This is a genomic window from Paraburkholderia bryophila (assembly GCF_013409255.1).
GTDB lineage: Bacteria > Pseudomonadota > Gammaproteobacteria > Burkholderiales > Burkholderiaceae > Paraburkholderia.
In genome coordinates this window covers 428,347-455,063 of record NZ_JACCAS010000001.1, presented here as the reverse complement: position 1 = coordinate 455,063, position 26,717 = coordinate 428,347, and the positions used below count along the sequence as shown (strand labels likewise).

Here is a 26,717-nt window from a genome sequence, read left to right as displayed (position 1 = left end):
TGATTTTATTGGCATCTTTATTTGCGCTATAGCAGCGCGATTTAGCCATTCATGAAATATGGGGATTCGGGAATCGCGCGTTCGGATGCGGGTTATTGCAAATGAAACGCGCGATCCGCCAGGATAACGTCGGTGAATTAAACCCGCGCCGCTGTCAAACCGGTTCGGCGAGATGGAACAGACAATCGCCGCGCTCCACCGCAGCGGGCACGCGTTTGCAGACCACCTGTCCGGCTCCCGCAAAAAACGTAGTAACGGGTTCGCGCAACGGCGTATCGGGGAAATGAATACGTGCAGCAGGCTGCCCTGCCACGACCTGATCGCCGAGTTCGACGAGCGGCTCATAGACGCCGCGATCGTAGGCGTACACGTAATGGCGCGATCCGGACACGCTGAAGAAGCGCGTTTGCGACGGCGGCGCATCCGGTACGAGCGGCCCGCTCAGCAGACCGATAAAGCCGAGCAGATGCAGCAGCCCTTGCCGCGCTTCGCGCAACAGACTCGCCTGCACGGTGCCGCCGCCGCCGAGTTCCGCGAGGATCGACAGCGCGCCCTGGCGCCGCGCCGCTGTGGCCGAATGCACCGGATTCGGCCGATGCAGAAATGCCCGCGGCAGTCCGAACGCGGCGAGCAAGGCTTTGAGGCGTTCCTCTTCTTCGGGGTCACGCGGTTCGATGGCGAGCATGTTGGCGCCGTCGTAGAGCAGCGAACTGCCGCCCGAATGCAGGTCGATCAGATATTGCGCGCGAGTCAGCAGCGTGTTCTCGATGTAGTCGGCGATCGCGGCGGTCGGCGAGCCTTGCGGATCGCCGGGAAAACTGCGGTTCAGGTTGCCGCCGTCGAGCGGCGATGTTCTCAGACCCGCCGCTGCGGCGGGGAAATTCGCCATCGGCAGGAAGATCAGTTGGCCGCGCACCCATTGCGGCTCGATTTCGCGGATCAGACTGGAGACGAGTACCTGGCCTTCGTATTCGTCGCCGTGATTGCCGCCCATCAGCAGCACGACGGGGCCTTCGCCATTGCGCACCGAGGCGATCGGAATCGGGATCCAGCCGTACGCGGAACGGTGCACCGAATGCGGCAGGCGCAGATAGCCGACGTGACGTCCGTCGGCATCCAGATCGATTTCGTTGTGCAGGGTAGTCATCGGGTCTCCATGGACGACCGGGAGTGGGACACGTTACCGGAATCCTGCCGATCCGTGAACCGAGCATTGGGCATTTGAATTCCCGGCAGCGCAGCGGAACGCGCGCCGCTTCCACGATTGCACAGATCGATAGCAGAAATAGTTGGTTTGATCCGCCGAACCCGCTCACTAGACTGCGACTCATCTTGTCATAACAAGTCGAACCATGTCGAACCCGGTCGCCCAATTAGTTCCGCCCTCGCCTCTGCCGCTCTACGCGCAGATCAAGGAGACGCTGCGTACACGCATCCTCGACGGCAGTTATGCGCCGCATAGCCAGATGCCCTCCGAACACGAGCTCTGCGCGATGTTCGGCGTGAGCCGCATCACCGTGCGCCAGGCGCTCGGCGACCTGCAGAAGGAAGGCTTGCTGTTCAAGCTGCACGGCAAAGGCACCTTCGTCTCCAAGCCCAGGGCGTTTCAGAACGTGAGTTCGCTGCAAGGCTTTGCCGAGGCGATGTCGTCGATGGGCCATGAGATCGTCAACCAGTTGCGCAGCTTTCGTGTGGTCGAAGCCAATCGCCAGGTCGCCGCGCGGCTGAAGCTCGACGAAGGCGCGCCGGTGGTCGAAATTCATCGCGTGCGTTTGCTCGATCGGGAGCCGGTGTCGCTCGAACTGACGTGGCTGCCTGAAGCACTCGGCAAGCGCCTCGCAAATGCGGATCTGGTCACGCGCGACATCTTCCTGATCCTCGAAAACGACTGCGGCGTGCCGCTCGGTCGCGCCGATATCGCGATCGACGCGATGCTCGCCGACGACGAAATCGCCGACGCGTTGCGCGTCGAGGCAGGCGGCCCCGTGTTGCGCATCGACCGTCTGACCCACGACGCCGACGGCGCGCCGATCGACTACGAACACCTCTACTTTCGCGGCGACGCGTTCCAGTACCGGCTGCGCGTCGACCGGGACAAGACGGCCGGCGCCAGCGATACGGTCAAACGCGCCGTCAAACACGCCGTCGGCCGCAACGCAACCAGCCGCAACGCAACAAGGACAGCACCATGACCACTCATGTACTCGACTACGACATCGTGATCGTCGGCGGCGGCACGGCGGGCCCGATGGCCGCTGTCAAGGCGAAGGAAGCGAATCCCGGCCTCAAGGTGCTGCTGCTGGAGAAGGCCCACGTCAAGCGCAGCGGCGCGATTTCGATGGGCATGGACGGCCTGAACAACGCGGTGATTCCCGGCCACGCGACGCCCGAGCAATACACGCGCGAGATCACGATCGCCAACGACGGTATCGTCGATCAGGAAGCGGTCTATGCGTACGCGAAACACAGCTTCAAGACCATCGAGGAACTGGATCGCTGGGGCGTGAAGTTCGAAAAGGACGGCACCGGCGACTATGCGGTGAAGAAAGTGCATCACATGGGATCGTACGTGCTGCCCATGCCCGAAGGCCATGACATCAAGAAGGTGTTGTACCGGCAGTTGAAGCGCGCGCGGGTGGCGATCACGAACCGTATCGTCGCCACGCGTCTGCTCAAGGACGCGCAGGGCAACGTGTGCGGCGTGCTCGGTTTCGACTGCCGTACCGCGGATTTCTACGTGGTGCGCGCCAAGGCGGTGATCCTGTCGTGCGGCGCGGCCGGACGACTCGGCCTGCCCGCGTCCGGTTATCTGATGGGCACCTATGAAAATCCCACCAATGCCGGCGACGGCTATGCGATGGCCTATCACGCGGGCGCCGCGCTCGCGAACCTCGAGTGCTTCCAGATCAACCCGCTGATCAAGGACTACAACGGTCCCGCGTGTGCTTACGTGACCGGCCCGCTGGGTGGGTTCACGGCGAACGGCAAAGGTGAACGCTTCATCGAATGCGACTACTGGAGCGGTCAGATGATGTGGGAGTTTTACCAGGAACTGCAAAGCGGCAACGGCCCCGTGTTTCTGAAACTCGACCACCTCGCCGAAGAAACCATTCAGACCATCGAGCAGATCCTGCACACGAACGAGCGCCCGAGTCGCGGACGTTTTCATGCGGGACGCGGCACGGATTATCGTCAACAGATGGTCGAGATGCATATCTCGGAGATTGGTTTCTGCAGCGGCCACAGCGCCTCGGGCGTGTATGTGAACGCACGCTCGGAGACGACCGTGCCGGGTCTTTACGCTGCCGGCGATATGGCCGCCGTGCCGCACAACTACATGCTCGGCGCCTTCACGTACGGCTGGTTCGCGGGACAGAACGCGGCGGCTTATGTGGCGGGCCGTGAGCATGCCGCGCTCGATCAGGAACAGATCGACGCCGAACGCGCGCGCATCTATGCGCCGCTCGAACGTGACAACGGTCTCGCGCCTTCGCAGGTGGAATACAAGCTGCGTCGCATGGTCAACGACTATCTGCAACCGCCCAAGGTCACGCGCAAGATGGAAATCGGCCTGCAGCGCTTCGCGGAAATCGCCGACGACATCGCCGAGATCAAGGCCAACAATCCGCACGAGCTGATGCGCGCCGCCGAAGTCCGCGCAATTCGCGACTGCGCCGAAATGGCCGCGCGCGCGTCGCTGTTTCGTACCGAGAGCCGTTGGGGGCTGTATCACCATCGGGTCGACTATCCGCAGCGCAACGACGCCGACTGGTTCTGCCACACGCATCTGCGCAAGGACGACGCGGGCTGCATGGTCAGCGAGAAGCGCGCGGTCGAACCGTATGTCGTGGCGCTCGCCGAGACCGAAGTCGACTCGTATCGCAAGCTGCGCATCCCTGACGCGGAGAGCCGCCCGCTCGCCGACGCCACTGTCTGAACGACAGAACGAAAGAACGAACGAAAGAAAGGAAGGCCCGCGATGTCCTATACGCCCCACGAGATTTTCCAGCGCAGTAGCGCGCCCGTCACGATAGATGAAAATAAATGCATTGCCGACAAGGGCTGCACGGTATGCGTCGACGTCTGCCCGCTCGACCTGCTCGCGATCGACGTGAGCAAAGGCAAGGCCTACATGCAGTTCGACGAATGCTGGTACTGCATGCCGTGCGAGCAGGATTGCCCGTCCGGCGCGGTGAAGGTCGAGATTCCTTATCTGCTTCGCTAGGCGCCCCGCTCATGACCGATTCCACTTTGCTGACTCACGATCCCGACACGCTGGCGCCCGAAGCCGCCGCGCGGCTGCCGCGTCTCGCCGATACCGATCCGGTCGTGCGCCGGATCGCGCTGCTCGAACTCGCCGATCTCGAAGAACCGGATACGCTGCCGCTCATCGCGCACGCGCTGGCCCATGACGTGTCGGCCGAGGTCAGGCGCGAAGCGGCCCGCGTTCTGGGTTCGTGGGAAGAAGCGTGGATCGTCGACGCGCTCTGCCACGCGTTGCTCGACACGGACCACGACGTACGCGCGGCCGCCGCGCTGAGTCTGTCCGCATTGAAGGACGACGCGTGCGGTCCTGCACTGCACCGCTGGACGGATCACGCTGAGCCGTTCGTGCAGGCCGCCGTGTTGCGCGGCTTGCACGAACTGCGTTATGCCGACGCGCTGGAACCCGCGTTGCGAGCGCTCGAACATACCGACGACAGCGTGCGCACTGAAGCCGTCGTGCTGCTCGGCTGGTTGAAAGACGCACGCGCTTTGGCGCCGCTTGCCGAGACCGTCACCGGCGATACCAACGCGGATATCCGTCGCGCGGCAGTCGGTGCGCTGGGCTTCGCGCCGGCCACGCACACGGCGACGCTGACCGCGCTGCTGCAAGCACTGGGCGATCCGATCTGGCAGGTCCGTGAAGAAACCGCGACGACGCTCGGCAAACTGCGCGCGAACGCCGCGCATGACGTGCATGACGCGCTGATCGCCGCACTCGCTGACGACTACTGGCAAGTCCGTCTGCGCGCCGTCCGTGCGCTGGGACAAATGGGCGAACGCGCCGCCGCGTTGCCGATCGCAGCGTTGTTGTCGAATCCGATCAGCAATCTGCGCAAGGAAGCCGCGCTGGCGCTGGGCGAATTGCGCGAACCCGCGACGCTGCCCGCCCTGCGCGATGCGTTGAACGACGCGGACCCCGATGTGCGCAAAGCGGTGCGAATCGCGCTTCAACAGATCGAGGACGCAAGCCGATGAACCTACCGAACCGCGTCGAACTGAATGCCGACGCCATGATTTTGCATTGGCCCGGCGGGGCCGCGCAGCGGATCGCACACCGCACGTTGCGCAACGCATGTCCGTGCGCGGGATGCCGTCGTGTGCGTATCGCGGGCGGTGAAACCGCGCACGCGAAAGATGTGGTTGTAACCACAATCCAACCGATGGGTTACGGCGTGCAACTGGTCTTTAGCGACGGCCACGATCGCGGCATTTTTCCCTGGCTGTATCTCCAGGCCCTGCCGGAAATCGCAAGCACAGTCGCAGCCGCAGCGCTCACAGCCTGAAACCGTCGACCGCGATCAGCGCCAGCGAAAGCATGCCGACAAGCACAAGGCTCACGGCCCAGACCGTATCCAGATTGAACCAGCTGCGCGACACGAATTTCAGGCCGAGGTAGCGGTAAACCAACCACGCCAGCAGACCACCGGCCGCCATCATCGCGGTGGCATGCACGGCGGAAACGAGTAACGCCATCTGCAGATTCGCATCGATCAGCGTCTGCGCGGCCCGATGCGCGTGATCCATGCCGTACGAGCGGCACAGTCCGAGGTAAACCGGCACGAGCATCAGCCCCGCGCCGTGCGCAATGGCCACGGCGAACGACCACAGCGCAAGCCGCGACGGCGGAATCCGCGCGAGTAAGCGCGGATGACGTCGCTGGATCAGCAGCCACACGCCGAAGCCGATCACGAGCACGCTCGCCCCGGCCTGGATCTCACGCTGCCACGCGAGCAGAACCGCCAGCATCGCGAACGGCATCATCACCGTGAGCATGGCCAGCACGTGTCCCGCCGCCAGATAAAGCAGCGCGCCGGCGAGTGCCCGCGCGCGTCGTTGCATCAAACCGCTCGACACCGCGAGCGGCCATCCCATGGCCGGGTTGAGCCCGTGATAGAGGCCGCTCGCGAGAACCGCCAGCCACAGACCGGTCTGCGACCAACCTGCGCCGATCAACTGCCCACCGACGGATAACAGAACGAATCGGTCGAACAGTCGCCGCCTTCCAGCCGGATCTGATGCGACCGGTAGCCGTCGGGAAACGTGACCCAAAACTCCTTGTCCAGCGTGAGGCCGCCGCCCGGCTCCGCATGCGCCATGACCTTGGCGGCCGGTACGCCTTCGGGATAAAACTGGTCGTCCCACGTCGAATACAGCGAGTTGGTCCAGTAGACGCGCTTGCCGTCGCGGCTGATCTCGATCATCTGCGGACCGCCGCCGAACGTCTTGCCGTTCGCATGCGGCGTGCGCCGCACGATGCCGCCGATATGCACCGAGCCGGTCAGCTTCGGCTTGCGCGGTTCGGTCACATCGTACTGGCGCAATTCGCCGGTGCCCCAGCAGGCGACGTAGAGGAATTTGTCGTCGATCGACAGGTCGATGTCGGTGACGAGCGGCGGCACCGCGCCGAAGCCTTGCAGCAGCGGCGGCAACAATTCCGCGGCGGCAGGTTCGGCCGGAATGGTCGCGGTCTTTTCAATGTGGAACTGCCCGCCTTCGCGCCACCAGGTCCAGATCGACCCTTCCAGATTGGTCGTGTCGACCACTACGCCGAGGAACCCGTATTCGCGGCTGGGATCGTGCGCGGGCCGCACTTCGAGCGCCATCTGATGATTCGCGCCGAGGTCGAGCGTCTGCACGTTGCGCCGGGCGCGCAGATCCCAGAAGTGAACCCGGTGCCCGTATTGATTGGAAAGCAGATCTTCGGGGACGATCCCATTCTCGAACTGCGGCGGCAACGCCCACTCGCTCGACACCATGTAGTCGCGCGGCAGATTCCACCAGAAGTCGTAGTGCTTCGCCTGCATGCCGCGGTCGATTTCCCAGCGGCCGAGCACCTCGAAGGTTTCGCAATCCATGATGAAAATGCCCGGCGGCCCGTCGGTGCCGTCTTTGCCCGCGCCGCCCAGCGTGCTGATGTAAATCCCTTCGGGTCCGCAATGCACCGTGTGCGGACGCGAGTAACCCGTTTTGCGGAAAATTTCCTCGGGTTCGATGATCTTGTGAATGCGCGCCTGCGTGGGATGCGGCTTGGTGTCCACAATGTAGATGCGCGAAGAACGCAGCCCCGGAATGATCAGATAGCGCCGTTCGAGAAACGCATGTCCGGTTAGCGGCGACAACGACGACGAGCACGCATTCCAGCCGAAGTGATGAAATTCGTCGCCGGTGTTCGGCATGGTCACCGTATGCACCACCTGGCTGTAGGTGGGTGAACCGGGTTTCACGTCGATCACGGCGAGCGCGTCGGGTTGCGAGAAATCGGGGCTCAGCAGCAGCGTGTACGCGTAATCTTCCGGCGGCGCCTCCATCGCGAGTTTCGGCGATGCGTAGAACGTGGGATCGGGGCGCATACCCATGACGGGAGTCTCCTTGTCTGTCTGATTCGGAAGGTTGGATGCCGGATGATCTTGACCGTGCGCGCCACGTCGTGCACGCGCTCAGGTTTAGATTTGTAGTCCACGGCGGCGGCGAGAGCAACCGGAAGTTTGCCGATTCCGGCAAAGACTGTGACGATACGTGCCACGCCACGTATCGGACACTAGCAAAACGGATAGGCCGCCGAGGTCGCCTCAAGCCGTGCTACGCGGTCACCATCCACGACTGGTTCGCGACAAGCCGCGCATACGCGCCGCGCGCGGCCAGCAGTTCTTCGTGACTGCCCGCTTCGACCACACGACCCGCGTCCATCACGAGAATCGTATCGGCGTTCTGAATCGTCGACAGACGATGCGCGATGATGATCGACGTCCGTTGCGACATCAATTCCTCCAACGCAGCGCGAATCTGCTGTTCGCTGATCGTGTCGAGATGCGAGGTCGCTTCGTCCATGATCAGGATCGGCGCGTCCTTGAGAAACGCGCGCGCGATCGCTACCCGCTGACGTTGCCCACCGGACAACTGCACGCCACGCTCGCCCACGCGTGTGGCGAGACCCTCCGGCAGACTGTCCACAAAGTCGCTCAACGCGGCACGCTGCAACGCCCGGCGCACGTCGGCATCGGACACGTCGCGGCCGGCGAGACGGATGTTGGCCTCCAGCGTGTCGTTGAACAGATACGTGTCTTGTGCGACCAGCGCAATGTGGCGGCGCAAGCCGTCGGAGTGCAGCTCACGCAGATCGACACCGCCTAACGTGATGCGCCCTTGCTGCGGGTCCCAGAAACGCAGCAACAGATTCGCGACCGTCGATTTCCCCGCGCCCGATGCGCCGACCAGCGCCACCGTGCTACCGGGACGCACCGCGAAGCTCACCTCGTCCAACGCTGCTGCGCTACGTCCCGGATAGGCGAAGCTCACCGTGTCGAAACGCACCGATGGGTTCGCCGGCACCGGCTGATCGCCATCCACGATCGGTTCGGGCTCGGACTCCACGACATGCAGGCGGCGTGTCGACGCAATCGTATCGGCCAACTGGCGTGCCACCTGACCGATCTCCGCCACCGGCATGAAGGCCGCCACGGAAACCAGCACCAGCAACGGCAGCCATTCATGCGCGAACCAGCCGCGCGCGGCCAGCACCGCGCCGAGCAACGCCACGGCGAGACCGCCGAGGCCCGTCGCCACTTCCAACGCGGCGCTCTGACGCGACAAATCGTCTTGCAACGCCGAACGCTGCGCCTGGTATGTGGCGAGATCATCGAGGAAAACCGCGCGGCGACGCCCTGTGGCCTGGAACGCGATCAGTTCGGCGAGCCCCTGGATCGTCTCCGTGAGATGCGCGCCAACCTGTCCCAACGCGGCACGCGCGAGACCGCCCAGACGGTCGATCTTGCCGCGCGCGAGGATCGGCGTTAAACCGGCCGACGCGAGAAACGGCAGCAGCACCAGCGCGAGCGGCCACGCCGTCCAAGCGAGCAGCGCCAGCACGGCGGCGGGCACTAGCAGCGCGACGAACGCCGGCGCCACGGTGTGCGCGTAGAAATACTCGACGGTCTCGACGTCCTGGGTGGCCAGCGCCACCAGATCGCCGGAGCGGCGGCGCAACAAATACGCGGGCGCGAGCCGTTCGAGCTTCGCGAACAGCGCAATACGCATCTCGGACAGCAGACGGTACGCCATGGCGTGCGCCATCCACGACTCCAGCCAGTGCAGCGTTGCTGCGACCGGCGCGCTGATCAGCAGCGCAATGGTCAGCGTCGTGACCGGCCGCCCCGACGCGATGCCCGCGACCACCAGCGCGCCTAGCGCACCGACGCCGATAAACGCCAGCACCCGGCCGATGCCGCACAGCACCGTCAGCGTCAGTTGGGTTCGCCATGGCCGCACGAAACGCAGCAAGCTGCGCAGCGTGTCGACCCAGCCGATCTCGGCGGCGTCGACGGCGAGCGCGCGTTCCTCGGGCCCCGCCGCGCGCGACGCGGCACGGGCCGGCGCGGCTAGCGTGGAGCGCTCGACGGGCGCGGAGACCTGCGGCCCCATCAACTGCTGATAGACACCTGAACGCTCGATCAACTCGGCATGCTTGCCGCTTTCGACCACGCGCCCCTGGTCCAGCACCAGAATCCGATCGGCGCCGATCACGCTCGACAAACGGTGTGCCAGAATCAAGGTGGTGCGGCCGCGCATCAGCCGGTCTAGCGCCTGCTGGATCACAGCTTCGTTCTCGGCGTCGACGGCCGACAGCGCTTCGTCGAGCACGAGAATCGGCGCGTCGCGCAACAGCGCACGGGCAATCGCGATCCGTTGGCGTTGCCCGCCGGACAGCGTCGCTCCGCGTTCGCCGATGCGGGTGGCGTAACCGTCGGGCAGCGCCTGGATGAAATCGTGGATATTGGCGGCTTTGGCCGCAGCGATCATGTCCGCTTCGGCGGCGTCGTGCCGCCCGAGTCGCAGATTGTCTGCGATGGTGCCGTCGAACAGCGTGGTGTCCTGCGCGACGATCGCGATCATGCCGCGAATCTGGTCGGGGTCTAGCGTGCGGATATCCTGTCCGCCAATCCGGATCGTGCCGGCCTGCGCATCGTGCTGGCGCAACAACAGACGCAGAATCGTCGACTTGCCCGCGCCGCTCGGCCCCACGATGCCGACGGTTTCGCCCGCGGCGATCTCGAAGCTCAGACCGGTATGCGCGATCACGCGACGTCCTGGATAGCTGAAGCCGACCTGCTCGAACGTGATACGCGGACTGAGATCCGGCACCTGCGCGGCGCCGGTGGCGGGCGCGTCGCTGCGGGCCTCCAGCAGCGTATGAATGGCGGAGGCCGCCGATTGCCCGATCATCCCCTGATGCAGCACGTTGCGCAGATCGCGCAACGGCCGGAACACCTCCGTGCCCGCCATCAAAACGATCAGCAAGGCTTCGAGACTCATCTCGCCATGGCTCACCCGCCACGCGCCGACGGCAATCGCCGCGGCCGCGCCGAGTCCCGTGCCGAGATCGGTGAAGAAGCGCGTCAGCAAGCCGAGCGCGAGCACCCAGAAGGTGCTGCTGGATAGCGCCCGCGCCCGCTCGGCGAGCTTCTGCGCGAACGCGCCGCTCTGGCCGAACGCCTTCAGCGTGGGCAGGCCCTGGACCGCGTCGAGAAACTCCTCGCCGAACGCCTTGAACGCGCGCGCCCTTGCGATGGCCGCCTGCTTGTCGGCGTTGTGGACCAGCATCGGCAGGCCGAGCGTGGCCAGCGCGGCAACCAGCAGCACGGCGGCGGTCGGCACGTCCCACCAGGCCAGCACCGCGAAGATCATCAGCGGTGCGCAGGCGGCGATGATCAACTGCGGCACGTACGCGCCGAAGAAGGTCTGCAACTGCTCGACACCGTCGATCACAGCCAGCATCACGCCGCCGGTACGCTCGGCGCCGAACCATGCCGGCCCGAGGTCAACGATCCGGTCGAACAGTCGCGCCCGCAGCACCGCTTGCACGCGCCCCGCCGTGTGCTGCGCAACCACCACGCGACGATGATCGAGCGCGGCGCGCAACAGCACGCAAACCGCGACGCCCGCAGCAGTCAGCGCGACCTGGCTCACCGGCGCGCCCTGGAACGCGAGCGCGAGCATCCGGCCGAGGAACACGAAGCGCAACACGCCGAACACCATGGCGATCAGACCCAGCCCGACTGCCGCTGCCACGCGTAGTCTCAGCCCGGCCAGCATCGCCCATAATCTGCCGTCGAAATACATGCCTGCCCCCTTTGATTGCTTGTCGTATCGGATGGATGCGACGTTACAGGCGCGCGCGAAGCGAGGCAAAAGATGGTTTTTCAACGGGTGTTGAGTATCCTACAATACCCCGCATGACCCTCAAGTCCTCCACGTCTCCCAAGTCGCATATCCCTCCGCTGGCCTCGCTGCGCGCTTTCGAGGCGACCGTGCGGCTCGGTGGCTTCGCCCGCGCGGCGACTGAGCTGAGTGTGTCGACCAGCGCGGTCAGCCATCAGATCCGCGGCCTCGAAGATCTGCTCGGCGCACGGCTGCTCGAACGCAGCACGGGCCTCGGCGGCATTGGCCTCACCGAGGCGGGCGCCAGCCTGCTGCCGGCCGTGAGCCACGCGCTGTCGCTGCTGGAAGAGGCCTGCTCGCAGGTCAAGGGCGTGCCGAAGAAACTGACCGTGGCCGCCAACGGCTCGTTTTCGTCGATGTGGCTCGCGCGCCGTCTCGCCGAATTTTCGGCACGCTATCCGGAGACGCCGCTGAACGCCATCACGCTGGACGGCGATCCGGACTTCGCCCGCCATGAGGTCGATGTCGCCATCGTGCATATCCATGTCGACAAAGTGCGCGCCGACGATCTCGTGCTGTTTCGCGAGGAGGTCTTCCCGGTCTGCGCGCCGGAACTGCATCCGTTCGCGTCGAAGGCGGTGTGCCGCTGCCGTCTGCTGCAGGAAACCCATGAGAACGCGCCCGAATTCGAGTGGCGCAACTGGAAGGCGCAGTTCGGCTTGCCCAGCGATTTCGACACCAAGATCGTCCGCTATAGCGGCTTCAGCCAGGTGCTCGGCGCGGCGATCGGCGGCGCCGGAATCGCGCTCGGACGCTTGCCGCTGATCGAAGCGGATCTGCGCAGCGGCCGTCTGATGCGGCTTTTTCCGGACCTGTCGCGACCGGCGTCGTGGTGCTTCGTGCTGCGCACGGCGCCGGAGCGTCGGCACAAGCTGCTCGAGCCGCTGATCGAGTTTCTGCGTCTGGAGGCCGCGTTGCCTGCGGCGCAGGTGCGTTCGTCGGCGGTGGCGGCGGGTGTGTAAGCACTCAAGCTAAACGCTCAGGCGCGCGATTCGCCGGGTCATGCTCTGGCCCGGCGGATAGTTGAAGCAGGCGCGCCCCGGCGATGGCATCATGACGGCCTCGCGTCTTCATTCTTCAAAGCTTTCCGAACATGTCCAACCTGATCGTCCACGGCGGACTGCCGTTACGCGGCGAAATCACGCCGTCCGCCAACAAGAACGCTGTTCTGCCGATTCTCTGCGCTACCCTCCTCACCGACCAACCGGTACGCCTGATCGGCGTGCCGGAGATCACCGACGTCAAGAAAATCCTCGACATCTTCCGCGCGCTGGGCAGCGATGTGTCGGTGGATTTCTCGACCGGGCTGCTCGATCTGCATCACCACGCCACCACCTTCGATCCGGCCACGCACAAGCTGCCCGAGGAGATGCGCTCGTCGATCATGCTGGTGCCGCCGCTGCTCGCGCGTTTCAACGTGGCGCGACTCGAAAGCGATGTGAAAGGCTGCACGCTCGGCGTGCGCGAGATCGATCCGCACGTCGAGGTGTTCGAGCGTTTCGGCGCTCGCGTCACCCGCACCGACGAGTCGCTGATCGTGCGCACCGAACGGCGCATGGCCGCCAACGATCACTGGCTCGACTACGCGTCGGTCACCACCACTGAAAACTTCGCGCTGTGCGCGGCGGCTGCCGAAGGCACCTCCACGCTCACCAACGCGGCGTCCGAGCCGCACGTGCAGGAGTTCTGCCGCTTTCTCGCGATGCTCGGCGTGGGCATCGACGGCATCGGCACCTCGCGGCTCAGCGTGACGGGCGGCAAGCGCCTGGGCGGCGGCGAGTTCCGTTTCAGCGAAGACTTCCACGAAATCGCCACGTTTCTCGCGCTGGGCGCGATCACCGGCGGCGACATCGCGGTCAGGAACTCGGCGCCCGAGCAGTTCCCGCTGATCGACCGCACGTTCGCGAAGTTCGGCGTCGACGTGGTGCATCGCGACGGCTGGTCGCGCGCGCATGGCAACGGCGCGCTGCAGGTGCGCCGGCCGTTCACGCAGAACATTCTCACCAAGGTCGAAGCCGCGCCGTGGCCGTATGTGCCGGTCGATCTGCTGCCGATCTTCGTCGCGCTCGGCGTGAAGGCCGAGGGCAGCGCGATGTTCTGGAACAAGGTCTACGACGGCGCAATGGGATGGACCAGCGAACTGTCCAAGTTCGGCGCGCACGTGTTCCTGTCCGATCCGCACCGGCTGATCACGTTCGGCGGCCTGACGCTGAGCCCGGCGCGGGTCGAAAGCCCGTACATCATCCGCGTGGCGATTGCGTTGCTGATGGTCGCGGCCAGTATTGAAGGACGCTCCGAGATCATGAATGCGCTGCCGATCCGCCGCGCGCATCCGCGCTTCGTTGAAAATTTGCGTTCGGTGGGTGCGAACGTGGAGTGGACCAGCAGCGAATAAAAGCGGCTGAAAACACGCTGTTTTATGCGCGCTGGCTACCCCGCCCAGCCGCGCGCTCACCACCCTCATCTTCTGACACAATAGCCACTCATTCGCCACACGCATTCCGGACCGGCGGGCCGCTTCTGCTGCTTTCCATGGCACGGCGCGCCGCCGCCCGCTCTACCACCAGCCGATAAGCGATCATTTGCAAGATGCGGTCTTCAAACTCGATTAACGTCAGAGGCGCGCTGAAAACGGCGGGTGCCGAGCTCGTCCGGTCCATGCACTTGCCGTCGGGCATCGTGGTGTCGGAGTGGACCGGCCGCAATACGCTCACCGAGTATCAGAGCTCGAACGAAAACGTGCTGAGCGTGTATCTGTCGGGCGGGGAAAACTGCAACCAGGTGCTGGGCCGGCAGATTTTGCGGCGCGGCTTCAAGAACGCGGTCTGCCTGTTCCCGATCGGCGAAGGCCAATCGCAGTGGCAGATCACCGAGCGGCTGAATTTCCTGCACGTGTATTTCGATCCGCGCAACTTCGAAGAAAGCCTGCTGCAGTCGCTGCGCCAGCCGCCGGAGAGTTATTCGTTCCGCGAGGTGTTCCAGGAGGCGTCGCCGGTCATCAGCGCGGCGGCCGCGAGCATCGCGCTCGCCGATTGGGACGACAAATCGCTGCTGCTCGGCGTGGACGGTCTGATGAGCTGGATTCTGCTCAACACGATCCGCTCGTATGCCGCCACGGATCTGGACGCGCCGAATACGCGCGGCCGCTTCTCGGCCCATCAGACCAAGCTGTTGCGCGACTATCTGAGCGACAACCTCGGCGAACCGGTGCGGCTCGAAGATCTGGCGAGCCTGGTGAGTCTCAGCCGGTATCACTTTCTGCGCAAATTCAAAACCACCTTCGGCCACTCGCCGCATGCGTTTCTGACCCACGCGAGAATGGGCCGCGCGCACAACCTGCTCAAGAACAGTCCGCAGAAAATCACCACCATCGCGCTGGAATGCGGCTACGCGCAGCATAGTCAGTTCACGACCGCGTTCAAGAAGCATTTCGGCTATCCGCCAAGGGCGCTTCGCGGGCTCTGATCCGCCGCGTCCCTCACGTCTATCACGTCCCTCACGCATCACGATTCGACACGGGCGTCGCGGATCAACCCGGCTATGTCGTCCGATCGCAGTTTGCGGTGCGAAAACGCCGGTACGCCAAGCTCGCTGGCGAGCAATTGCACCTGGTGCTTGTAGCTGCTTTTCAGATTGTCGTGGAATGCAATCGCGTCGACGCCACCTTTGATCGAGCGGGCGCAGGCCAGCAGATCGGGCAGCCGCGCCGACGATTCATAACGATGCGCAACCAGCCAGTGATTCGGCAGCAGATGCGAAAACGCGAGCCCTTGCGTTTCGCCGTAGTCGCGCAGGAGTTGCGTGAAGCCTGCTTCGAAATGCGTGCCGCCGATCCCCAGCAGCGAAATCGCCGGTTGCCGCGGCGACTCGAATGCCGTGAGCAGCGCCCGCGCGAGCACCTCGGCGGCGGCCGGATACGACCACGCGCGCGGCGTGCTGCCGATCTCCAGATCGATCACCGACGGCTTCACGAGGTTCACCAGCTTGCCCGACGCTGCGCCGTACATCGGCCCGGACCAGTGCGTCGCCTCCATCCACGTCGAGAATTGCCCGAGGCCGGCCTTTTGCCGCTGCGCTTCCACCGCGAGGAACAGCGTGCGCGTCACGGCCGGATCGACCGGGCTGAAGGTGCCGGTTTCGATGTCGCCGGTGGTTTGCACCGTGAAGATCGGATCGGGCGCGTTCTTGCCTTCGTGCCAGTTGACGATAATGACCGCGTCGGCGCTGCCGAACGCGTCGTTGAGAATCGGCGCGTAGCGGGGATAGTCGTGGCTCAGCACGTCGTCGAGTTGAAGCAGATCGCAGCGCACGCTGCCCAGTTGCGCACGCAACACAGGGTGGCCGTCGACGCTGCCGTCGGTCGGCGTGAAAGCGCCCGAGGCCAGCAGTCGCTCGAGCACATGCGACGAAACAGGATCTTTTGCCGGGTCGATGCAAAAAGCTAGCACGATGTGGTTCATGGCTGTCCTTGATAGAAATGCGCGCAAGCCGTGACGTCGCGGCTAATTAGCCAACTCAAAACAGCACGAAAAAGACCGACGACGCGGTCATCAACCCCATGGTCCGATAGAACGCGCGACCGCGCATCACCCCGCGCATCACGAGTCCGAACAGCGCCCAGATCGAATTGCACGGAAAGAAGATCGCGCCGAGCGTGAGCGACAGCAGAATCGCGTCGGTGTGCACGTTGCCGGTCAGGGGGAGAAACGTGGAACAGGCCGTCGCCGCGAGCAGCCAGATCTTCGGATTCAACACCTGCAGCAAAGCCGCCTGAACGAAGGTGATCGGCCGTTCGGCCGATTTCTTTTGCGCGCTCGACGAATGCGACGTGAACAGCAGATACGACAAATACAGAATGTACGCGGAACCCACCACTTTCAGGGCGAGATGCAGTTGCGGATAGCGGGCCAGCACGCCGCCGAGGCCAAGCGCCACGACCATGAACAGCACGAACACGCCGAGCGAAATGCCGACCAGCGAAGGCAGCGTGCGCCGGAAGCCGAACTGCGCGCAATTGGTGGTCATCATCAGGTTGTTCGGTCCCGGCGAAATGGTCAACGGAATCGAAAACAGCGCGACCTGTAAAAGCTGGGCAATCAGGGCGCTGTTCATCGTGCCTGATTCCTTTTCCGGCGCACGGCAGACGCCGCGTGGAGGTGGCGCAACAGCGCGAAGCGGTGCGCGATTTCGACCAGCGGGCCGCGATCGCGCATCCGGTAAGTCGCGCCCGCGTTGGGTTGCGGCTCGCTGTCCCAGCGCGTGACATCCGGGTCCATCTTGAGGCGGGCGACCAGGTTGTCCACGGCCCGTTTTTCCGCGCGCGAATAGAGCGTTTCCGAATTGTCGCCTTGCTGAAATTGCACCGTGTGGTGCGAGACGATCGCGCCGGTATCGAGACCGGACGCCACCCGGTGCAGCGTGGTGCTCAGCTTGTCGAATTCGCCGTGATGCAGCGCGAAGAAGAAGCAGTGATTGCCCTTGTAGTGAGGCAGATGGCCGCCGTGCAGATTGAGAATGCGGTCCGGCGGAATCTGCGCGAGCACGGCCGCGCCGATCTTCTTGGTGCCCATCACGATATACGCGTCGGCGCCCTCTTCCCGCAATGTTTCGACGACGCAGGGATCGTTGATCCACGGTGTTTCGATCAGGCGAACGCGAGGGTCGTGACGCAGCGCGTCCCAGCTGAGCGGCGCTTCGCCTTGCGTGAAATAGCGCTGGCGGTACGCGTTATAGCCGAACAGACTGCGCCGCCACTGGTGATAAAGCGTCCAGCCATACGCGCGGTAGTGGCCGTTACGCCACAAACGGGACGACTGGGCGTGGCCGGGTTCGACGATGAGGCGCAGCTTGCCGAAGGTCTTCAGGATTTCGGCGGCCAGATACAGATGATGCGGTCCGTCCGAGCACAGCAAGGTGATGTCCGGCATCGACGGGGTGGATCGGGGCGATGGAGTCAAGCTGTTCAAAGGGTTCTCCTGAAGCGGCGATCGAGTTCACGCGCGAGTGCGGCGGCGCGCGCGTCGCGCGCCAGATGATGTCGGCGGGCGTCGCGGAGTTGCGTGTCGAGGGCTTTCCATGCCGCGCGCGTGTTATCCGCCGATGGGCCGCCGCCCCCGCTGAGCCGCTCGAATACGTGGCCGGCGGCCAGTTCGCCGTTCATGCTGGCGAGCAGCGCGCGGGCGGTTGCTTCGGCGGGTGTGGCTTCGGTGGCCACCGTGATCGCCGTTGTCGCTGTTGTCGCGTTGGTCGTTACAGCAACCGCGAGTGCTCGACCCACCAGCGAGTGAGCATCGCGGAACGACGCCTCGTGCTGCTGCACCAGCAGTTCCGCCGCGAGCGTCGCGCAACCGCTCCCCGCTTCAAGCGCGCGACGTGCGGCGTCGGCATCGAAACGCGCGCCGTCGATCGCATAGGTCAGCACGGTCAGCATATCCACGATCTGCCCAGTTGATTCGACCAGCGTCTCGATGGCCGTGCGGCTCGCCTGATAGGAGTTGCCGGTCGGCAGATGCGACAGCGACGACACCGCCATCGTCAAGCGGGCGGCGTTGCGTTCGTGGCCCAGGCGCAGCCATTCGAGCAGATACGGGTTGCGCTTTTGCGGCATATTGGACGAGCCGCCATACATCGCGTCCGGCAACGCGACGAGCGCCAGCTCGCGCATGGTCCACAGTTGCAGGTCGCTGGCGATCCGGTTCAGGTTGCCGCTCAGTTCAGTCAGCAGATACACGCCGCGCTGCGCATGATTCTTGTCGCTGATCGCCCGTAACGAATTCGACGGACCGCTCGCGAAACCGAGCAAGGCCGCTGTGCTGTGGGTATCCGTGACGAACGTCGTCCCCGCGCCGGCGCAGGCGCCGAGTGGCGAAACGCTCAGGCTGTCATGCAAGGCCGATAACGCACCCAAGGTATCGAGCAGGATCTGGCCTTGCGCGACGAGGTAATGACCCGCCGAACCCGGCATGGCCGTTTGATACTGGCTGTAGATCGGCAACAGCACGTCGGTGGTTTCATTGGCGCGGCGCGCCAGCACGGCGGCCAGGTCGACGGTGCGTGAACTCACCCGCGACAGCGCCTCGCGCAAAGTCAGCGACAGATGCGTGCTGTTGATGTCGTTGCGCGAGCGAGCCGCCTGGATCATGCCGCCCGTTTCGCGTCCGCACCGGTCGATCACGTAGTTTTCGTAATCGAAGTAGTCGCCGCGGCCGGAAACGTGATCGCGCAGCAGGCCCGGATCGGCTTCCAGCGCGAGCACGGCCTGTTTCAACGCGTCGAACTGGGCGGCGCTGAGCATGCCTTGCTCACGCAGCATCGTCAGATGGGCCTTTTCGATCACGAGCAGCGTGTCGGTCAGGGCGCCGAAGCTCGGCCCGGTTTTGCGGTAGACGATCTCGTGAATCGTCTGCGCGTCGGGCGGCGGATCGCGCCGGTCGTCATAGAGCACAGCAGAACGCATGCGCAGCGACAGGCTTTGCCGCAGCGCCGACATCGCGCTACGGCCAACCGAAATCACGTAACCCGCGCGGTCGGAAAAGTCGAACCTGCCCGCGTTGACACCTTCGCTGCGAAACAGCCCTGCGTCGACGCAATCGCGCGGAAAGTCGATCCCGACATAGCGGCGCCCCACCTCCGGCACCACGAACGCGACCGCGCTATAGAGCGCGGGCGTCGGCACCACGAACTGGCTGCGGCCGGCCAGATAGCTGCGTACATAAAGCTCCGCCATCGACCAGCCGAACGAGCGCTCCATCAGCGTCGGAATCATGCCGCCGGCGAGCCGTGCGTTGATTTCGATGATCGACACCGCGCCGTCGTGCACCTTCACTTCGGTATGCGCGGGGCCGAAGCTGTAGCCGACCGCGTCGAGCGCGCGCCGCACTGTATCGACGATCCGCGAGCGAATCGCGGTGTCGAGGTCGGCCGGAAACACGTGCGCCAGTTCGAGGAAGTGCGGCGGCTTGGTGACGAACTTGCGTGTGACACCGAGAATTTGATGGCCGTCGGCGTCGCTGAACGACTCGACCGAAAACTCCGTGCCCGGAATGAAGCGCTGGCAGATCAGATCGTCGTCGAATTGACGCGGAAAGTCCTGCGCGCTTTCAACCAGCCGAACGCCGATGCTGCCCGTGCCTTGCCTCGGCTTGACGATCACCGGAAAGCTCAGGCGCGCGACGGCATCGGCGGAGCGGATCGTCGCGGTGTTGGGATACGCGACGCCGCTGTCGCGCAGCACGTCCTGCAAGCGCAGTTTGTCGCGGCATAACGCGATGGCCGCGGCGGAGTTGGTCGGCAAGCCGAGTTCGCCGGACAGCCGCGCGGCGATGTCGATGAAGGCATCGCTCGTCGACACGACATAGCGGATCGCGTCGATTTGGGCACATGCCTCGCGAAGCGCGTCGACTGAACGCGTATCGCAGAGGACGACATTCACCGCCGCCGGCAACTGGTCCAGAAAGGCATAGCGCGCCGGGTCGCTAATGAAAAAAACCACCCTGTCATACAGACACGACACCTCCAGCAAGCGGTGCCCAAAGCCCGTGGTGTTCGATTCGACGTAAATGATCGCCATGGCTTAACGGTATTGTTGAATATCGGCGCGTTGCCAGTTCATCCATGCCCAGTCGGCGCCGGGCGCGTACGCGGTCGGTTGCGTGATCTGTTGCGGTGCGAGCGTGTCGTAGGCGGTGTTGGACGGGTCGGCGGCGTAGGTCGTGTCGGCGTAGCGCGAGCCGTCGTCCGGGCTCAGGAACACCACGGGCGTCTGCGCATAGCGCTCGCGCACGAAGCGCGCCACCGCGAACGCCGCACCGGTGGTCGGCCCGCGAAAATGTCCAGTGGACGAATACAGCTTGCGCGTGAAATGCTCGGCGAAGTCCGAGCCGACCCAGTGCACGTCGTCGAACAGCGTCTGCCTGAGGTTCTTCGGCATTACCGTGTTGCCGAGGCCGCGCAGTTTGCGCGGCCCGTCCGGCTGGCCGAACAGAATGCTATTGAACGTATCCACGCCCACCAGCGTGCAGTCCGCGCCGGCCGCGCGCAATGCGCCGGCGATCCCGCAGCTTGAACCGCCCGAGCCGACCGGCGCGACCAGCACCAGCCTCTGACCCACGGCGGCGAGCAACTCACGACCTAGCTCGGCATACGCGTTCGCGTTGTCCTCGTTGTCGTATTGTCGGCACCAGAACGAGCCGGGTTCGTCGTCGAGAATTTCATGCAGGCGGTCGAGGCGCGCTTTCTGATAACCCTGGCTACCCTTCTTGTCGGTGATGATTTCGACCTGGCCGCCGAGCATTTCCAACTGACGCTTATACGACGGCTCGATAGCCGGATCGCCGATCGCGACGAAACGATGCTTCAGGCGATTGCAGACGATCGCCATGCCGAGCGCGAAGTTGCCGCTCGACGTTTCCACGACCGTGCCGCCCGGCTTCAGATCGCCGCGCGCGATCGCCTTCTGGATGATGAAGTTCGCGGGCACGATTTTCATCGCCTTGAACGACACCATGTGCAGTGCATCGTCGATTGGAAACAGCGTGGCGTCCCGCATCGCGTCCAGCGAGGATTCATATCTGAGCATCTGGATTCCTATACCGTCGTGTATTGGCTCGATTCAATCTGTAGCGCGCGCAGCGACGCCTGAACATGCGCCGTTTTGGCGTGACGCTCAGGGTCGCCAGCGTCGTAAAGCAGGCCGATGCAGGTGCCGGAATGGGTCGCCACGAGGCCGAGCGCGTCGGTCCCGGCACGCAACTCGCGCATGAGGTCGATGTGCGGATGAGGATTGAACGCTTGCGACAGGTCGCAACTGCGCGTCGCGATCGCGCCGATGGTGCGCAGGTCGGACGCGCGGATTGCCTCTTTCATGCCGGCCAGCATGTCGCGGTACTCATGGCGCACCGCGCTGGGCATGTCGTGCTTGCGGCGGTTGAACTCGACGGTGTCGCATTCGCCGCCGCGATCGGCGGACACGATCGCGAGGCCCGGCGTGGCGCCGAGCTGTTCGTCGAGTTTGACTTCGCGGTGATAGAACGACACGACGCCGTCGTACATCACGCCGTCGGTCGGTTCGATAAAGCGCAGCACCGATTCGATGGTCTCCGGCGCGGGCGTCTGGCCGTAATGACGGGCCGCCGCGCGGATTGCCGCGACCATGTCGGCGGAGGAACTCGCCAACCCCTTGCCGACCGGGAACGTCGATCTGAAATTCAGCAGGCCGCCGGGCGGCAGGTCGGCGAGGCGCAAGTAGTCTTCGACGGCGCGACACGCCTTGGTCTTGCGACTGACGTCCGCGCCCACCCGGTCGGTGCGCGCGGCGCTGAATTCGATCACGCTCTTCAGGTTGATCGGCAACGTGACGAGAATATGCCGGTCGTCCGGCAATACGCCCTGCATCAATTCGCCGAACGTTCCATGGCACTGACCCATCGATGCCTGCGGCGCGTAATCGTGACGCTGAAGCACCTCGTCCAGCTCATCGTGCTCGAATAGAACAACCATATATCTCCTCGTAAAAGACACGACGATTTGATAAAGCCGAGCCCGGAGCATAGCGACGGTTGGCTGGTCAGTTCTTAGGGGGAATTGCGCAGTGCTATCTGAAAATTGCTGTTTGGCGGCGAGTGGGCTTCGCCTTTGCTTGATCGGCCGGTGAGGCGATGGGAATTGATGCGCGGGACATGAGTTGACGCGCGATGAGGGCGATAAGCGCGGTGCATTGAACGTGTATGAACGACGCTCGATTGCCGGGTTCTGCGGCGCGCACCGCGTTTATGAATCTTGAATCGTTATGAAGATTGAATCATAAACGCGGAAACGTTTGCGTAAGAAGTCGGCGCGTGAAAACTTCATGCGCGCCGTCTGTTACGCACCGGCGAGGACCGGACAGCGGTGCTTGCTAGTCGCCCTCACCCGCGACGGCCGCGCCGTCGATATGATGCCGCGCCAGCGACGCCTTCACGAACCCCGACGCCTTCATCTCCTCGACGAAGCTCGCGAGATAAGCGGCCGCGTCATCGCCTCTCGCCTTGGGTACACCCATCGCCTGACGGATCACCATGAAGCGCTGATCGAGCAGGCGTAATCCACCTGTCTGGCCAGCGTCTTTCTGAAGTTGTTGTTTGACGCCCGCGGCCACGTCCAGATGCTGATCCAGAAAACCCTGCACGACCGCCGGCGAAGTCGGAATGCGCACCAGCGTGGCGTGCTGAAGCTCGCGCGTCAGAAACAGATCGTAGGCGCTGCCCTTGCCGACCGCGACGGTCACGCCGGTTTGATCGACCTGCGCGTTGCGGGTGATCGGCGACGCATCGCGCACCAGATAGAAGCCTTCAATCAGCACGTAAGGCTTCGTGAACGCGATCTCCTCGCCGCGTTTCGGATCGACGGCGAAGAAGCCGATGTCGGCTTTGTCCTGATTGACGTTGTCGACCGACAGCCCCGCCGATTTGACCGCCACCAGTTGCAGCGGCACGCCGAGGCGTTTGGCGAATTCGGTGGCGAGATCGACGGATACGCCGACCGGTCGACCGGTGGCCGGATCGAGACTGGCCAGCACCGGATTGCCGAGGTTGATCGACGCGCGGAGCGTGCCGTGCGGCGCGAACACGGAGGCCATGGGGGTCCTTGATGGGTTGAGCGGATTCGTCGAAGCCGCCGGTTGCGAGGCGCTCGCACTTTGCGTTTGCGCGAATGCGGGCGTGGACGTGGACATGAACGCGAGCCCCGCGGGCAAGACCGCACTCGTTGCCAGCACAACAGCAGCGGCCCGCGTTCTGATCGTGGCGCGACGGAATTTCATGATTGAAAGCTTGTTCATCTTCGGCTGCCTTGGGTGAGCGAACCAGAACGACATTATGCGGGTCGTCGCTGGAACACTTCACGTCGGGCGGCGCAACGCGGCGGCTTATGTTGCCTTTCCGTCGAAAAACGCCTCAACGCCCCAGGAATTCCAGCACCATCTGATTAAACTTCCCAGCGTGCTCCCACTGCGCCCAGTGGCCGCATCGACCGAAGACATGCAGGTCGGCGTTCGGCATGCCCCACACGAGACGCAGCCCGATATCCATGGGCACGAAGCGGTCGTCGCGTCCCCAGATGACGAGCGCCGGCGCGGAAATCTCGCCCAGACGCGAGCCTACGTCCGGGAACTGCTTCGGATTGACCGCGAGACTCCTGACGAAATTCTCGAGGTGATCGCGCCGCGCGAGCATGTTTTGCAGGCGCGTTTGCATCAGCTCATCGGTCAGCGTGCTGGTGTCGAACACGAAGACGTTCAACATCCGTTTCAGGTTGTCGAGCGTCGGTTCACGGTAGAGCGCCTGAAGCAGTTTGATGCCTTCCGTGGGCATCGGCACGAACTGGCTGGGGCCGCCCGTACCGCCGCCCATCAGCACCAGCTTGCCGACGCGTTGCGGATTCGCGAGAGCAAACGCGACCGCGCTGTGACCGCCCATCGAATTGCCGACGATGTGGACGCGTTCAATGTCGATCGCATCCATCAGCCCTTTCAGGACACGTGCATTCAGTTCCGAACGCGAGCCGTGGCAGACGATGGAATCGGACTTTCCCCACCCGGGGCAGTCCAGCAGAATCACGCGATAGCCGGCGTCGACGAATGCGTCGACATTGCGGTTAAAGTTGGCCCAACCGCTCGCGCCGGGACCGGACCCGTGCAGCATCACGACCGTCTCGTCACCCTGGCCGGCATCGTTGTAGTGCAGGCGCAATTCGGCGTCGCCTTCCTTGACGCTCACGAATTGGCTGGTGGCTGTTTCGCTTTGAACTTTCGTCGTTACTGTCATTTCACGTTACCTCGTTTCAGCGTGTGTATCGGAGCGGGCAGAAGCCCGCCGTATCCGGAATTTCAGTGCGCGCGATGCTAGTGCGCCACCGCCATGGTTGAGCCGCGCGGAAACCTGGCGACCACGACCAGCGCCGCGATGGCGGCCACGGCGATCAGCGGAATACTGGCTGCAACCAGCACCGACGCGCTCTGCCCGATCGCCAGCAACTGGCCGGCAATCAAGGGCCCGAGGATCGAGCCCATGCGTCCCACCGCGACGGCAGCGCCAACGCCCGTGCCACGAACCTGGGTCGGATAGATGTTGCTGGCGAGCGCATACAGCACCGACTGTCCGCCGACGAGAAACAGGCCCGCCAGCAAACCGCCGAGCGCCATGCCCACGCTCGAGCCGGCACTCGCGAGCACGGCGAGCGCCACGGCGATCCCGACATACATGCCGGTGACGGTGGGCCGCCGGCCGATCCGGTCCATCAGCCCCGCAATGACGATTGCACCGATGCCGCCGCCGATGTTGAACATCATCTGCACGACGCTCGACTGCACGCGCGTGAGACCCCGGCTCAGCACCATCGACGGCAACCAGTTGATCAGGAAGTACAGCACGATCAGCGTGCCGAGAAAGCTGATCCACAGCGCCAGCGTTGTCCCGGCCCGGCCCTCTTTCCAGAGTGCCTGAGCGATGCCGGGCGCGGCTTCATGATGGGCGGATTCGTTCGATCTGGCCGCGATGAAGTGAGCGGATTCCTTCAGGAAGAGCGCGAGCAGGGGCAGAATCAGCAACGGTCCAACGCCGCCGACATAGAAAATGTGCCGCCAGCCTTCATCGCCCGGGCTGACGATCCCGATCACCGCGGCGATCGCAGCGCCGAACGGCATGCCGCAGTACATCGCGCCCACTGCCGTATTGCGCTGATGCGGCGACGCGGCTTCGGAACAGAGCGCGATCAGATTCGGCATCGCGGCGCCGAGTCCGAGACCCGTCAGGAAGCGCATGGCAAGCAGACTCTCGAAGTTCCACACCTGAGTGGTCGCGAGCGAGAACAGGCCGAACAGCGCCACGGCAAGCATCAGCACGCGCTTGCGGCCGAGCCGGTCCGCGAGTCGGCCGCCGATTGCCGCGCCGGGTAGCAGGCCTAGTGCGCCGACGCTGAAGGCCCAGCCCATCTGCGCAACGGCGAGATGAAATTCGCGCGCCATGCGCGGCGCCGCGACGCCGGTCGATTGCAGATCGAGTCCTTCGAGCAGGGCGACGACGAGACACAAGCCGACGGTGATGGCGCCGCTTGCGCGGGCCGGTGTTGAGGTTTTCATACCAAGTCTCCAATATAGGTTCAGCATCGCTCTTGGCGGCGATAGCGTTGCGGGCTATGACTGCATCCGTTCAAACCGGCGTGACGAACTAGCGGGTTTCGTTGAGTTCGCGCTTCAGATCCAGCGCAACATCGACGATCATGTCTTCCTGGCCGCCCACCATGCGGCGCCGGCCAAGTTCGACGAGGATGTCCACGGTCTTGAGGCCGTACTTCTGCGCCGCGACTTCCGAGTGACGCAGGAAGCTCGAATAAACACCGGCATAACCCAACGCGAGCGTCTCGCGATCCACGCGCACGGCCCGGTCCTGCAGCGGCCTCACGATGTCGTCGGCGGCGTCGAGCAATGTGTAGAGGTCGGTGCCGTGATGCCATCCGAGCCGTTCCGCCGCCGCGATGAATACTTCGAGCGGCGCGTTGCCTGCCCCGGCGCCCATCCCGGCGAGGCTCGCATCGATGCGATCGCAGCCCTCCTCCACCGCGACGATCGAATTCGCCACGCCGAGGCTCAGGTTGTGATGCGCGTGCATGCCGGTCTGCGTGGCGGGGTCGAGCACGTCCTTGAAGGCCTTGAAGCGCGCGCGAATATCGTTCATGTTCATCGCGCCGCCCGAGTCCACCACGTAGATGCAGGTCGCGCCGTAGCGCTCCATCTTCTTCGCTTCGGCGGCCAGATTTTCCGGCGTCGTCATGTGGCTCATCATCAGGAAGCCCACCGTGTCCATGCCGAGTTCGCGCGCGTATTCGATGTGCTGCTTCGAGATATCCGCTTCAGTGCAATGCGTGGCCACACGCACGACGCGCGCGCCCGCGTTGTAGGCGGCCTTGAGATCGTGAATCGTGCCGATGCCGGGCAAGAGCAGCGTCGCGATCCTGGCGTAGCTCACGACATCCGCCGCCGCTTCGATCCACTCCAGATCGCTGTGCGCGCCAAAGCCGTAGTTGAAGCTGGAGCCCTGCAGGCCATCGCCGTGCGCGACTTCGATGCTGTCGACCTTCGCGCGGTCCAATGCGCGGGCAATGTCTTGCACGTTCTCGATCGAATACTGATGACGGATCGCATGCATGCCGTCGCGCAGCGTGACGTCGGAGATGTAGAGTTTCTTGCTCATGTCGATGATCCT

The 26,717-nt window shown here is 64.2% G+C and carries 22 protein-coding genes; 8 read left to right on the top strand and 14 right to left on the bottom strand.

Going from position 1 to position 26,717, the window contains the following annotated elements:
- Window positions 1–154 precede the first annotated feature (154 nt).
- Entirely contained in the window at window positions 155–1,147 is a 993-nt protein-coding gene (locus tag GGD40_RS01985; RefSeq protein WP_179742651.1) for a succinylglutamate desuccinylase/aspartoacylase family protein, read from the bottom strand.
- A gap of 205 nt (window positions 1,148–1,352) precedes the next feature.
- Here GGD40_RS01985 and GGD40_RS01980 point away from each other — a divergent pair, with 205 nt between their 5' ends.
- Genes GGD40_RS01980 through GGD40_RS01960 form a run of 5 tightly spaced genes read left to right on the top strand, consistent with a single transcriptional unit; the run spans window position 1,353 to window position 5,549 of the window.
- Window positions 1,353–2,192 carry a GntR family transcriptional regulator gene (locus GGD40_RS01980; RefSeq protein WP_179742650.1) on the top strand — a complete coding sequence of 280 codons (840 nt, stop codon included), beginning with the start codon at window positions 1,353–1,355 and terminating at the stop codon, window positions 2,190–2,192.
- A complete protein-coding gene (locus GGD40_RS01975) occupies window positions 2,189–3,937 on the top strand; it encodes a fumarate reductase/succinate dehydrogenase flavoprotein subunit (RefSeq protein ID WP_179742649.1) in 1,749 nt (582 codons plus the stop codon). The genes GGD40_RS01980 and GGD40_RS01975 overlap by 4 nt, the downstream gene beginning before the upstream one ends.
- Before the next feature lie 42 nt (window positions 3,938–3,979).
- The gene (locus GGD40_RS01970; protein ID WP_179742648.1) at window positions 3,980–4,225 is read left to right on the top strand and encodes a 4Fe-4S dicluster domain-containing protein; all 246 of its coding nucleotides are present in this window, start codon (window positions 3,980–3,982) and stop codon (window positions 4,223–4,225) included.
- Between the two features lie 11 nt (window positions 4,226–4,236).
- On the top strand, window positions 4,237–5,241 hold the full coding sequence (locus GGD40_RS01965; RefSeq protein ID WP_179742647.1) for a HEAT repeat domain-containing protein: 1,005 nt from the start codon (window positions 4,237–4,239) through the stop codon (window positions 5,239–5,241).
- Window positions 5,238–5,549, top strand: a complete 312-nt coding sequence (locus GGD40_RS01960; RefSeq protein ID WP_179742646.1) for a gamma-butyrobetaine hydroxylase-like domain-containing protein — start codon at window positions 5,238–5,240, stop codon at window positions 5,547–5,549. Before GGD40_RS01965 ends, GGD40_RS01960 begins: the two co-directional genes overlap by 4 nt.
- On the opposite strand, the gene GGD40_RS01955 is transcribed toward GGD40_RS01960, so the two are convergent.
- The 3 genes from GGD40_RS01955 to GGD40_RS01945 form a co-directional block, all read right to left on the bottom strand.
- The gene (locus tag GGD40_RS01955) at window positions 5,539–6,219 is read right to left on the bottom strand and encodes a hypothetical protein (RefSeq protein WP_179742645.1); all 681 of its coding nucleotides are present in this window, start codon (window positions 6,217–6,219) and stop codon (window positions 5,539–5,541) included. The genes GGD40_RS01960 and GGD40_RS01955 overlap by 11 nt on opposite strands.
- A complete protein-coding gene (locus GGD40_RS01950) occupies window positions 6,216–7,622 on the bottom strand; it encodes a selenium-binding family protein (RefSeq protein ID WP_179742644.1) in 1,407 nt (468 codons plus the stop codon). The genes GGD40_RS01955 and GGD40_RS01950 overlap by 4 nt, the downstream gene beginning before the upstream one ends.
- A gap of 223 nt (window positions 7,623–7,845) precedes the next feature.
- Window positions 7,846–11,382, bottom strand: coding sequence for an ABC transporter ATP-binding protein/permease (locus GGD40_RS01945; RefSeq protein ID WP_179742643.1), 3,537 nt, complete (start codon window positions 11,380–11,382; stop codon window positions 7,846–7,848).
- Window positions 11,383–11,495: 113 nt separating this feature from the next.
- On the opposite strand from GGD40_RS01945, the gene GGD40_RS01940 reads away from it, so the two are divergent.
- The 3 genes from GGD40_RS01940 (at window position 11,496) to GGD40_RS01930 (ending at window position 14,946) form a co-directional block, all read left to right on the top strand.
- A complete protein-coding gene (locus tag GGD40_RS01940) occupies window positions 11,496–12,443 on the top strand; it encodes a LysR substrate-binding domain-containing protein (protein ID WP_179742642.1) in 948 nt (315 codons plus the stop codon).
- 131 nt (window positions 12,444–12,574) lie between these two features.
- The gene (locus GGD40_RS01935) at window positions 12,575–13,876 is read left to right on the top strand and encodes a UDP-N-acetylglucosamine 1-carboxyvinyltransferase (protein WP_179742641.1); all 1,302 of its coding nucleotides are present in this window, start codon (window positions 12,575–12,577) and stop codon (window positions 13,874–13,876) included.
- Between the two features lie 263 nt (window positions 13,877–14,139).
- The gene (locus tag GGD40_RS01930; RefSeq protein ID WP_179704419.1) at window positions 14,140–14,946 is read left to right on the top strand and encodes a helix-turn-helix transcriptional regulator; all 807 of its coding nucleotides are present in this window, start codon (window positions 14,140–14,142) and stop codon (window positions 14,944–14,946) included.
- A gap of 38 nt (window positions 14,947–14,984) precedes the next feature.
- Here GGD40_RS01930 and GGD40_RS01925 read toward each other — a convergent pair whose 3' ends face one another.
- From GGD40_RS01925 to dmpG, 10 genes are all read right to left on the bottom strand, one after another.
- The gene (locus GGD40_RS01925; RefSeq protein ID WP_179742640.1) at window positions 14,985–15,941 is read right to left on the bottom strand and encodes a D-aminoacyl-tRNA deacylase; all 957 of its coding nucleotides are present in this window, start codon (window positions 15,939–15,941) and stop codon (window positions 14,985–14,987) included.
- Between the two features lie 55 nt (window positions 15,942–15,996).
- Entirely contained in the window at window positions 15,997–16,593 is a 597-nt protein-coding gene (locus GGD40_RS01920) for a LysE family translocator (RefSeq protein WP_179704414.1), read from the bottom strand.
- Window positions 16,590–17,447 carry a formyl transferase gene (locus tag GGD40_RS01915; RefSeq protein ID WP_257030313.1) on the bottom strand — a complete coding sequence of 286 codons (858 nt, stop codon included), beginning with the start codon at window positions 17,445–17,447 and terminating at the stop codon, window positions 16,590–16,592. Before GGD40_RS01915 ends, GGD40_RS01920 begins: the two co-directional genes overlap by 4 nt.
- Complete coding sequence (locus GGD40_RS01910; RefSeq protein WP_179742639.1) at window positions 17,444–20,050, bottom strand: lyase family protein; 2,607 nt, start codon at window positions 20,048–20,050, stop codon at window positions 17,444–17,446. The genes GGD40_RS01915 and GGD40_RS01910 overlap by 4 nt, the downstream gene beginning before the upstream one ends.
- A 3-nt stretch (window positions 20,051–20,053) precedes the next feature.
- Window positions 20,054–21,058 (bottom strand): PLP-dependent cysteine synthase family protein, encoded by a 1,005-nt coding sequence (locus tag GGD40_RS01905; RefSeq protein ID WP_179742638.1) that lies wholly within the window; start codon window positions 21,056–21,058, stop codon window positions 20,054–20,056.
- A gap of 8 nt (window positions 21,059–21,066) precedes the next feature.
- Window positions 21,067–21,978 carry a GHMP family kinase ATP-binding protein gene (locus GGD40_RS01900; RefSeq protein ID WP_257030312.1) on the bottom strand — a complete coding sequence of 304 codons (912 nt, stop codon included), beginning with the start codon at window positions 21,976–21,978 and terminating at the stop codon, window positions 21,067–21,069.
- A 397-nt stretch (window positions 21,979–22,375) separates the two neighbouring features.
- Window positions 22,376–23,095 (bottom strand): ABC transporter substrate-binding protein, encoded by a 720-nt coding sequence (locus GGD40_RS01895; RefSeq protein WP_257030462.1) that lies wholly within the window; start codon window positions 23,093–23,095, stop codon window positions 22,376–22,378.
- 316 nt (window positions 23,096–23,411) lie between these two features.
- Entirely contained in the window at window positions 23,412–24,281 is an 870-nt protein-coding gene (locus tag GGD40_RS01890; RefSeq protein WP_179742637.1) for an alpha/beta fold hydrolase, read from the bottom strand.
- 77 nt (window positions 24,282–24,358) lie between these two features.
- Entirely contained in the window at window positions 24,359–25,594 is a 1,236-nt protein-coding gene (mhpT, locus tag GGD40_RS01885) for a 3-(3-hydroxy-phenyl)propionate transporter MhpT (RefSeq protein ID WP_179742636.1), read from the bottom strand.
- 88 nt (window positions 25,595–25,682) lie between these two features.
- The gene (gene dmpG, locus GGD40_RS01880; protein ID WP_179742635.1) at window positions 25,683–26,705 is read right to left on the bottom strand and encodes a 4-hydroxy-2-oxovalerate aldolase; all 1,023 of its coding nucleotides are present in this window, start codon (window positions 26,703–26,705) and stop codon (window positions 25,683–25,685) included.
- Window positions 26,706–26,717 lie beyond the last annotated feature (12 nt).